Origin of the sequence: Streptomyces sp. Q6 (genome assembly GCF_036967205.1) — a bacterium.
GTDB classification, from domain to species: Bacteria; Actinomycetota; Actinomycetes; order Streptomycetales; family Streptomycetaceae; genus Streptomyces; species Streptomyces citrinus.
The window spans coordinates 7,199,341-7,210,119 of sequence record NZ_CP146022.1 but is presented as its reverse complement, the minus strand read 5'-3'; the positions used below and the strand labels follow the sequence as shown (position 1 = coordinate 7,210,119).

Annotated in this window: 6 protein-coding genes; all 6 read right to left on the bottom strand. The window is 67.7% G+C overall.

Annotated features, from left to right (window positions below):
* Positions 1 to 198 precede the first annotated feature (198 nt).
* Positions 199 to 603: a hypothetical protein gene (locus tag V2W30_RS33345; protein WP_338702300.1), complete on the bottom strand. Its 405-nt coding sequence runs from the start codon at positions 601 to 603 to the stop codon at positions 199 to 201.
* 670 nt (positions 604 to 1,273) lie between these two features.
* Positions 1,274 to 3,301, bottom strand: coding sequence for an Hsp70 family protein (locus tag V2W30_RS33340; protein WP_338702299.1), 2,028 nt, complete (start codon positions 3,299 to 3,301; stop codon positions 1,274 to 1,276).
* Positions 3,298 to 3,945, bottom strand: a complete 648-nt coding sequence (locus tag V2W30_RS33335; RefSeq protein ID WP_338702298.1) for a hypothetical protein — start codon at positions 3,943 to 3,945, stop codon at positions 3,298 to 3,300. The genes V2W30_RS33340 and V2W30_RS33335 overlap by 4 nt, the downstream gene beginning before the upstream one ends.
* Positions 3,942 to 5,645, bottom strand: a complete 1,704-nt coding sequence (locus tag V2W30_RS33330; RefSeq protein ID WP_338702297.1) for a hypothetical protein — start codon at positions 5,643 to 5,645, stop codon at positions 3,942 to 3,944. The genes V2W30_RS33335 and V2W30_RS33330 overlap by 4 nt, the downstream gene beginning before the upstream one ends.
* Positions 5,646 to 5,698: 53 nt before the next feature.
* Positions 5,699 to 9,220 (bottom strand): HelD family protein, encoded by a 3,522-nt coding sequence (locus V2W30_RS33325; protein ID WP_338702296.1) that lies wholly within the window; start codon positions 9,218 to 9,220, stop codon positions 5,699 to 5,701.
* 253 nt (positions 9,221 to 9,473) lie between these two features.
* Positions 9,474 to 10,727, bottom strand: coding sequence for a DNA sulfur modification protein DndB (locus tag V2W30_RS33320; protein WP_338702295.1), 1,254 nt, complete (start codon positions 10,725 to 10,727; stop codon positions 9,474 to 9,476).
* Positions 10,728 to 10,779 lie beyond the last annotated feature (52 nt).

Here is a 10,779-nt window from a genome sequence, read left to right as displayed (position 1 = left end):
GCACCCCATGCCCCCCAAGGCACCAACGAAAGATCCCCACGGTTCCCGAGGAACCGTGGGGATCTGATCTGTGTCCGAGGACGGACACTTCGGCTACCTACACGTTGATGTTGGAGGAGCGGGTTCAGCTGCCGTAACGCATACTCCGTGCGGTGCGAACGCGAGGGTGCCGCGTTCGCACCGCACGGAAAGTACCCTTCAGCGGCGCTTCTTTCGCCGTGAGGTTCCTCGTCCCTTGCGCGCGCGGTCCGCGTTCACCCTGCCGAGCCGGGCGGACTGCGCCCGCAGGGGCCCCTGGGCGAGACGCCGCAGCCGCTCGAGGCCGTCCCGGTCCGGGTGGCCCGAGGCGAGGGCGGCCTCGATGGCGGTGCGGGCCTGGACCCTGACCAGCAACATGGCCAGGGCGATGCCGCCGAACGGCAGGACGAACAGGACCGCGACCAGCAGGCAGGCGAAGCCGAGCCCGACGTTGCCGGCATCGGCGCCGGGTGCGAACAGCGTGTCCTCGGTCATGGCGGGGAAGCCGCCGGTACGGAGCAGCCGGGCGCTGTCGTACGTGCGGCCCTCGGTGCACTCCTCCCCCCGGCGGGAGGGCCAGTTCAACCTGCTCCGAATCGTCCTCGCCGCGATATCGAGTGCGATTGGGGAACTCGACGACGGTGAGGCAGAGGATGCGCTTGTACTCCATGTTCGTCTTCGCCCGGACAACCGTCGCCCGTGACCTTCTCGCCGCCCCGGCCCGCGGCGGCGGTCGGTCATAATCTCCAGCTCGTTGCCCTTGGCCATCATGCCGCGCACGAAGGACTCCACCCACCGGGCGGTGCCATCCCGCATCCGCAACGCGATACGCCACCGGCCGCCCTTGAAGGCCGTACCGCCGGTGCGCTGAGCGATCTCCAGCTCGGCGACCTCGCACCACCGCACCCGACGATTGCGCACGAACCCGACCAAAACCGCCCCCTCCCGACGGAGCACGACCCGACGCAGCGCGCGCCGGGCACAGATCGTGGCGAGCACGGCCCACAGCGCGTACGAGCCCGGCTCGAGCCGTGGCGGCGGGGCGAACGGACCACGATCCACGGAGCCGGCCCAGACGTTGAGGACACCGCAGGCGACAAACGTCACCGCGCACGCCGCCCACACCACCGTCTTCGTACGGTGCCGCAGCACGACACGGCCGGAACGGCCCACCCCGCCGCCCCCTCCGCACGCCAACTGGCAGCACTGCTCCCTCGGTTATCGTGCTGTCCAGTGTTCACCACCCCGATACAGCTCAGCGCCTCCCGCGAGGAGCCACGCAGGTGCGGGCGGTGAAAATCCAATTGCCCTTGACGAGGGTGGCGCCCAGCACACGACCACTCTCTCGGAGCCACGGGTAGCGGTCTTGGAGTTCGGCGAAGTTGTCGTTGGTGACGATCACACCGTCGCACTCGTCCGCGATCGCGGTGACCAGGGCATCTCCCTTGCCCTCGGTGCCGGGAGGCGGTTGAACGATCTCGCTCTTGTTGAGCGCCGCCGTGACTGCCTCCCGTTCGTCATCCGCGACCCTGTGGCGGAAGGTCGCATCCACGATTACCTGGATGTCGGCATCCGGGTACTTCTTGGCAAGAGCGTCACGCGCCTCCCCCAGCTGGCTGTAACTCGGTCGGTCATCGGGCTGGTACACGCCGGGTCGCACCGGAGATCGGCCGATCCACGCCAGGTTCGAACCGTCCACCACGATCGTGCTTGGCCCGTCCGTCGGAGCGGCGGTGGACGGCCGATCTGCGGGTTTCGGCTTGTTCGCCATGCTCGCGGGTGTCGGCGCGGAATTTGCGTTCATGAGGTCGTCGAGCTCTTGCCGTACCTCCGGGGTGGGACCTCCCGTCCCGAAACTCTTCACCTCCTCGTCGATCACCACCTCGCCGGTGTGCTCCAGCGTGGCCTTGACGTGCAGCAGGCCGTTGGAGTCATAGGTGTAGGCCAGGCCGAAGCGGGACTTCTCCTTCACCCGGGGCTTCGGATAGTTGAGAGTGATCTCGGTGAGCTGGACGTTGTCGGGGTCGTCCAGGTCCTTGTCGCGGTCGCCCTCCCAGATCTGGACGGTCAGCTTGCGGGCGTAATCGTCCCTCGGGGTGTAGCTCTTCTTCTCGGTCCAGGGAAGTGCCTTGTTACGGGGGATGATCTCGCTGAACCGGCTGCGGCCGGAGGGGTCCTTCGTCGCCGTGCCCAGCGCGTGGCTGTTGGCGACCTGGATGACTCCGTCGGTCTCCTTGGCCAGTACGGCCGAGGCGATCGCGGCGCCGCGGGCCACCGCGGTCATCGGGTCGCAGATGTCCGTGGGGACCAAAGGCATCTGGAGCGCTTCGGACACTGCGGCTCGTACGCTCGGGATCTGGCTGGTGCCGCCGATCATGAGGACGTCGTCGACGTCGAGCGGGGCCATGTGCAGATCGCGGAGGCATGCCTCGACCGGGGCGAGCGCACGGTCGACGAGGTCTGTGATCGCTTCTTCGAGCTCGCCCTGGAAGATCTCGACTTCTCGTTCGTCCGGGGTGAGGATCCGGACGGATTGCTGCGAGGACAGCAGGATCTTGCTGCGTTCGATGTCGAGACGGAACTGCCGTTCCTGCGCCGGGCTCCATTCCCGTCGTGCCGGAGCACGGTCCAGGATCAGCCGGCGCAATCGCCGGTCGATCTCCAGGCCACCGAGCTCGGTCACGCCTCGGGATGCCCGTTCTTCGAAGAAGCCGCCCTCGTAGTCGAGCACGGTGACGTCGATCGTGCCGCCGCCCCAATCGAAGACCAGGATCTGAGCGTCGTCCTGCATGTCGTGTACGTGGGAGATCGCTGCTGCCGTGGGCTCGTTGAGGAGGGCCTGTACCTCGATCCCGGCGAAGCGAGCGGCCGCGCGGGTCCGATAGCGGGCCGCACCGGTCGCGTTGGCCGGAACGGTGATCACAGCACGGTCGATGCCGGTGAGGTTGTGGAGCGCGCCGCTCTTCATGGCGCTGAAGACGCCGGCGGCGACGGTGGTCGCCGCATATCTGCGGTCACGGATGTTCACGTACTCGTCGCTCTTGAGGAGGCGCTTGCATGCTTCCGCGGCCTCTTCGGAACGGAGCTTGGCCTCCCACCCGAAGAGAGGGCCACGCCGAAGCGAACTCGTTCCGACCACGGAGGGGAAGAGGTACTCGAACCCGGGGCGGCGCCAGTCCGCATCGAGGTGATGGGCGTCGAGGGGTAGTACCTCGACGTCGTCACCCTGCCACTGGGCGACTACGGAGTTGGTGGTGCCGAAGTCGATACCGGTGCTGGTCATGCTTCTGTCGCCCCCTGCCCGGCCCCATCCCGGCCCTCGTCGTCGATCCGCCGGCCCACGCGGAGCGGAATGCGGCGCAACTGTCCGGAAAGGACGAGCTTTCCGGTGGACTGGTCGACGTAGGCCGGGCGTACGACCTCGAAGCCCTCCCCCTCGCCTTCGACCACCACGAACAGTTCCTCTTCCTCCGGGGACTCGACGACGCGGATACCCGAGTCCACGAGCGAGGTTCGGATGCCACGACGCATGTCCTTTGCCGCGGGCAGGATGCCCCAGCAGTGCGCATCGCTCTCGACCAGCCGCGCCACATACTCCTCACGAGTCCGGAAGGCCTCCAGTACGGCCTGGCGCAGAGCAGCAGTGACCACGGCCGTCGTCGGACGCGTGTCCGCGGGCAAGGCTTCGAGGAGACCGGCCGCCCGCTCGGTGAAACGAGCAAGCAGAGCCGCAGGGTCGAGCAGCTCCTCGGGTCGGTGAGTGCGCAGCTCCATCTCGTCGATCCACTGCTTCTTCTGCTCCCGGTGTTCGCGACCGGTGGTCTTGGTCTTCCCCTGCACCTGTTGCCCGCGGCGGGGCGCCCTGGCCTTCTTCTGTGCCGGCTGTTGCCCGCCGGCAGCGGGTTTGGTCTTCTTCATGGCACTCATGCGGTCGTCCTGTGCTGGTGGTCGGGGCGCCGGGGCGCATTGAGCAAGGTCGGGAGCAGACCCGCGACGGCACGGTCGCGCACGATTGCGAGAGTCTCGGCACTCTGCGGGTCGGTACGGCGGGACAGCGCCCCCACCGGTGGTGTGATCAGCACGGGTGGTGCGCTCGGAAGCCTGAAGGTGTCGGCGTCGAGCGGCACCGTGAAGATGTCGGACCAGTCCTCGTCGCGTTCCGCCTGCCGGATACGGCTTTGCGCCCAGTTGACGCGCGCTGACTGATCACGGTCCGAGGTTTCTTCGAACTCCCGACGCAGGTCTCTCCAGCGAGCCTTCCAGAACTGGGAACCATGGGGCAGTCCGAGTTCGAGGTAGGGATTCGCGGCGCGCTCCCGATCATTACGAGGGGTGGCCTGACGTCGCCGAACCAACTGAAGATTGGCTTCGGCCATCGGCTCGTGCTGGACGATATTGCTCAGAGCGATCAGCGCACTGTCCAGATCCTCATCGAGGAGAGCGAGGTACGCACGCATGTTCCATGCTTCGGTCTGGCGCCGCCGGTCGCCCTCGACGAACTCCACGATCTTGTCGAGCTGGAGCCGGGCCTTCTTGATCTCCCCCAGGATGAGGGCGTCGTAGGCGAACTGCAGCGCCGTCAACTCGTGGAACTCGCTCCTGCCCGGGTTCACCGCGGTCTTGGGGCTCCAGAGTGCGGACATCAGTCGCCACAGGCCTTGGTCCGCGAGGATGTCCGGGTCCCAGTTGCCCGTGAGGGCTCCGTCCTGGATGCGGCGCAACTCCAGCACGAGAGAGCGCGGCAGCGCGTACTCCAGGTTCTTGAGAACGCTGGTGTCACCGTCCGCAGCGCTCTGCAGCAGGTCGTAGACGCTGCCCTCCTCCCACTCGACGTCCTCCTCGTCGAGGAACCGTCGACGGTCCAGGGCTTCGGTCCAGTGGAGGTCTACGACGTCCTCAGGGTCGACGTACTCAGGAGCGAGGCGAGCGAGCAGGTAGGCCTGCTCCTGCTTGCTACTCCGCTTGTTCCACGGCGCTGTCCTCCGGGTGATGACGCCACTGTCGATCAGATCGTCCAGCACCCCGAGTGGTGCCCAGGGCAGCGCTTTTGCCCATTGGACGAGAGACAGCGACTGCACATCGCGATCATGCAGTATCTGGTGGAGTGCGAAGGCACCGTCGGGATCCTGGCTCGTGGTCGGAAGGTTTTCACGATCAAGCCGGATGCTCTCTGAAGACATCAGATAGTCGAGCTGCAGTCGGCCCTCGGCGGTGAGCCAGGGCAGATCGACGTCTCGGACGGTCTTGAGAGCGGCGGCGATCCGATCCGGAGCCGCGCCTTCGAGTACGGCTCGCACAGCGGCGGGCAACTGGGCCACGGGCTCGCCGTCCCAGCACTGGCGGAGGATGTCCAGTGCGTCCTCCGGCACGTCGGTCCTGGAGAGAGCATCGGTCAGGAGGTCGGAAATGAGCTCCTGTACGAGCCCCACGGCCTCCGCCCCGAATACGCCGGCCCTGCGCCAGCGCCGCAGGACGAAGCCGTCCGGCCCGTCGGACCGGGCGGCGCCGTCGGCTATCTCCTCACGACGGGCCCGTCGATGCTCGCGCCACGCTGCGACCGCCTCGGCCCGCGTCAAAGGCACACCCGACGACTGCGCCGACACGAACGCACCGTTGTTCTCAGTCATCCGCCCTCACGTCTCACGTACCCCCGCGCGCCACGGCGGGCGGCGCCGAAATCTCAACGATCAGCATCCTGCTCAGTCCCTGCACCGATGATGCGGCGAGCGCCCGGCCCTCCCCAGCCGCCCCGGTCACGCCAGGCGACCTCCACCCCGAAAGCCTGTCGTACGGCGTCGACCGCCCATGGTTCGGCCGGCGCGTCCCGCAGTACGGCGACCAGATACTCGGGCTGCCCACCTTGACGTAGAGCCGCGCTCTCCAGCAGATGCAGTGCGGCCTCACGGAGATCCGTGTACATGCAGGATTCCGTCGCCACGGCTTCAAAGAGCGTGAGTCCTTCGGGGCCCAGGTGCCAGGCGTCGACGTAACCGTCATGGCCGACATCGCCGTCCAGCTCGAAGAGTTCGCCAAGCAGACGATGACGGAGACCTTCGTGTGATCGATCGGCCCGGGCGCTCTGCTCGCGTACCGAGACCAAGGCCTCCAGCCCGGACAGAGGCAAGGCCAGGAGACTCTTCCCGGGATCAGGAACTTCCGCGAGACCTTGGGTGCTCATTAGGGACATGTCGCTTCCGTTGGTGGGCTGGGAAATGCACGTGGCCCGGGTGGCGGGATCCCAGTCGATCTCGGCTCCGGCTTGGCGTACGGAGAGCAGGGCCTCGCCGTCCGCCCGCATGATCCACTGATTTCGTTCGCCGTCGACGACCATCCGATTGCCGACCCGGTGAATCGTGCCGGTACCCAGGTCCGAAGCGAGGTCCTCACGGAGTCGCTGGAGGAAGGAGTCGTCCGGATCGACTCGGAGGCGGTGGATCCGCTCGTACCCCTGACAGGCACTACGAGCGAGGTGGATACCTGCCACCGGTATCCCTCGTGCGGCGGCTTCATCAAGGGGAGTGCCCGGCTCTGTCCATGGCCTGGTCAACGCGGACCGGCGAGCAGCGCGTGCTTCCTTCCCCACGCGCGAAGGGACACCTGCGGTGAACTGGGAATAACTTCGTTCAGGGTGCCCACTGTGGTATCCGATGACGGCCCTGCTTCCCGGATCCAGGACCAGGCGGTATCCGTCGAGATCCAGGTACCACGTGTTCTTGGTCCGGTGGTGTTTCCCTTCCGCGAGGAAGGGACGCAGCATCGAGTGGAGTTCGACGGCTGCCTCGGCACGGTCGCCCCCGTGTCGCGCGGTGAAAGCGGCACAGGCGGAGGACTCGATACGCGTGAGAGCGATGTCGTCGGGTACGAGCTCCAGCCGATGGTCGCTCTCCGCGTCCCGGGGCGCCGAGAGGTAGCCCGCCTTGCCCGGCGACATGGGTTCGGCCGTCCGGAAGCCCCCGCATTCTGGCTGGCGGCACCAGCCGTCAGCATGGTCGGCGCCGTTGACGCAACGGGTGCCGTCCGCATGGAACCGGCTACAGGTGCCAGGCCGCACGGCCGCAGTGCGTTCCTGGAGACGTCCGACCAGCTGTTTCGGCGATGGGCCGGGCACGGTGGCGGGACCACCGAGCCACACCGGCAGCGGACTGCGGTGGGTGACCGCGAGGCTCTGGGTACATCGGGTCAGGGCGACGTACAGGTGGCATGGGCCGGCCGGGTCGCTGTCCGCGACCGCAGTGGGTTCCACAACGGCAACGTGGTCGAACTCCAGCCCCTTCGCTTCCTCCGGTGTCAGGACCGATATCTCCCCGTATCCGCTGACCGCGGCTGCCGCCTTCTCTCGCCACTCCCCGTCCGCCGGTACGATCACCGCCACCGTGCGCCGGGGATCGTCCGCCGCCTGTTCCACCGCGTACATGACCGCTCGTCCCACAGGGTCAGCGTCTTCCATGACGGCCACTTCGGTGCCTGCCTGCCGGACGGAGTCCGGGGCGGTGACACCCGGAGCGCAGTGCTCTCCCAGAAGGCGTACGAACTCCATCACTTCGCCGGGGACGCGGAAGCCTGTACGCAGCTCGGCCAGCCTCCAGCCGTTTCGTCGGGCAAGGAGCCCACCCAGCTGGTCCCAGTTCTCGTACGGCACCGGCCCGGTGGCCTGAGCGAGATCGCCCACGACCGTCATGGCCCCGCTCGGGCAACGACGGGCCAGTGACCGGGCCTGCATGGGCGTGAGGTCCTGGGCTTCGTCGATGACGATGTGCCCGTACGTCCGGTCCGGCCGACCGGTCAGGATGTGCTCCAGTTCGTCCAGGCACACCAGGTCCTCGAGGCTGAACTGCTGCGCCCCACCTCGGGCGCCCCCGCCCTGGTCACGGAGAAGAGACTGCTCCTCAGCAGAAAGGGTGCCACCGGCGGCCGAGGCGAGCGCGCTCGTGTCGGTGAGCAGCCTTCGGTACACGCCGGCGGCGGTCAGCTCGGGGGCGATGCGCCGGAGGAGGCGCGTGACGGGTTTCAGACCGAGTACGACTTCGAAGTAGTCGATATCGGCAGGTCCGGGCAGAAGCGCGATGTACGCGTCGGTGAGGCGCTGCACCATCTGCTGACGGAAGCGTTCTCGCCGAACCTGGTACGGGCTACTGCCGGCGAGGGTGTGTGCTGCGGTCTCGGCCAGTTCGGCCACGGATATGGAGACCTCACGGTTGCGGAGTTCGAAGGTGAACTCCGGACCGCCCACGACGGCAGCGAGACGTTCGGGATCGGTGGTGACCTGCTGATCGACTGCTCGCCGGAGAACCTCTTCCATCCCCGGGCCGGACTTGACCGCCGCCACATTGTGTATGTCGCGGGGAGCGCCGGCCCCTGACCAGAGAGCGGGCAGTTCCAGCAGGCTGACACCATTGGCGCCCAATTCGCCGAGCGCGGATCCCACGTACTCCAGGAAGCCGCGATTCGGGCCCACGACGAGCAGGTCGCCCACCGTCGTGTGCTGATTGTCGAGGAGCCATCGCACCCGGTGCATGGCGACGGCGGTTTTGCCGGTGCCGGGCCCGCCCTGGACGACCAGCACGCCTTCCGGTTTCTCCGCGACCAGGAGCAACTGCTCACGCTGGATCGTCTCGACGATGTCGTGCATGGCGCCGTCGCGGGCGCGCCCGAGCTCTTCGAGGAGGTGGTCGTGCCACCCGAATTCGTCGGATTCGGCAGCCGTCTCATCCACCGGGGCCGCCGCCTGCTCTGCGTCATCGACCGAGGGTTCGCGGTCGGGTTCGGCCCCATGAAGATCGAGGTAGCGCTTGACCTTGCGGGTCTGGCAGACGAGCTGGCGCAGCAACGCGACCTCGCCAGGATCCTTCGCGTCGGTCAGCCGCCACCTGATCGCCGCCGGCGCGGTCCACGAGAGGACCACCCTGTTACGTTCCGCATCGCGGACGGTACGGCGCCCGATGTAGTACGTCTCGCGTTCGCCGTCTGTCGTCTCGGTCACATCCGCGCGGAGAAACACCAGAGCATTTCCGCCGAGATCCAGGGCTTCCAGTTCGCGCTGCCAGGCCTGGTTCACGTCGATCGCGTCTTTGCCGCTCGCGGCAGCACTCACCGCTTTGAGGTCCGTGGCCTCCTGCCGGGTCTGCTCCAGACACTCGTAGGCGTGGTCGACCGACCGTTGCTCGGCCAAGAGGACAGCCCTTCGCCGGGCACGCTTCGGCATGCTGACTGTTACTCCTCGATCTCGGCTCGGACAGCGTCGGAGGTGTGGGGAGCGCGGACCTGTCGAGCCGGGGCGAAGGCGCTCAAGTTTCTGACTTCACCAGGGTGCAGATGGTTGTAGGCCGCGATCTATTTTGCCACCTCTTGGGCACCGGGGTGGCTGGAGCGGACTTCATCGTCCAAGGCCCGGGGCTCTGATGCAGTTGGCCCACGGAGCTGGGGCCGGCACTGCCCCAGCCCCGGCTTCCAAGGGCTCACCAGCCGCGGATCTTGCGCCCGTACTCGCTGTCGGGCCGGAGCAGTGCGTCAGCGACCCGGCCCCCGGCGTCCTTGGCGCCGCCGCCGAAGTTGAGGGTTCCGGCGGCGTTGGCGCTGGCGGCGACGCCGTCCCAGTAGCGGGCGTCGCGCTCGAAGCGGACGGAGTCGAGAAGCCGGAGCAGTTCGTCAGCGCTCAGGCGGCCGTGGGCGTCGCCTGCCCAGCTCACGGCCTGGTGCGCGGCGATACCGAGGCCGGCGAGGACCGCAGGGGTGGTGACCGCGTCGCGGGCCGCGAAGTGCGGGTACAGGTGGCTGATCAGCCGAGTGAGCAGGGGTACGAGCTCACGCTGAACCTGGTCGGCGTCGACACCGTCGGGGAGCTTGCCGTCGTGGATCGTGGCGGAGGTGAGGGCGAGGCCCGGACGGCCGTGCAGGGCGGTGATGACGAGAACGCGAAGGGCGGAGAGGAGGACGACCTCGGGGTCGGACTTGCTGAGCTGCCGCTTGCGTGCCTGCACCAGCTTCGAGAACGGGATGATCTTCCCGTCGGCATCCTCGACCCGGACCGCGTCCGCGACCCGGTGGGTGATCTGCGTGCCCAGGTCGCGCTGGTCCATGGACATGGCGAGGTTCTTCGCGACCGGCACGCCCTCGACGTTGCGGTCGTAGAAGATCTGCCGGGCGTCGGCGACGGAGAGCCCGAAGTACAGCTCGAAGGGGATACGGACCTGGCCGAGGTCGGCATACGTGATCCCGAAGCGCTCGGGGTCGTCGTGGAGCAGGTGCCAGGCGGTGACCTGGGTCTCGCCGTCGATGGCGACGATCGAGGAGCCCGGGGTGAGCGTCAGGGGGCAGATCCCGGTGCGGTCGACCAGTTCCGCGCCGATCGCGGCGGGCATGCCGTCGAGCCAGAGCGTGACGGGCGGCAGGGACCAGGCGGCGCCGTTCTTCCCGCTGATGCCGGAGGCGATGTACGCGGCGTACGTCGTGACGTTCTTGCCCTTCTGGGTGGTGAGGGTGCGCTGGACGAGGGCGCGCAGTTCGGCGTGGCGGCGGGCGGCCCCGGAGGCGTACTTCAGGGCCTGCTTGCTCTCCTCCTTCTTCGGGTCGGGGACCAGCTGGAGCAGCGTGAGCAGGGACATCGCGCCGATCACCGCGTCGTTGCGGACGGGAATGACGGTCAGCTGGATGCCTTCGGCGGTGGCGGACGGGAAGGCGAAGGAAGGGGCGGCGGGCGCTGAAGCGGACATGGGGCACCTCGGTTCGTGTCTGGACGTGCGGATGAACGCCGCCGAAGGACTC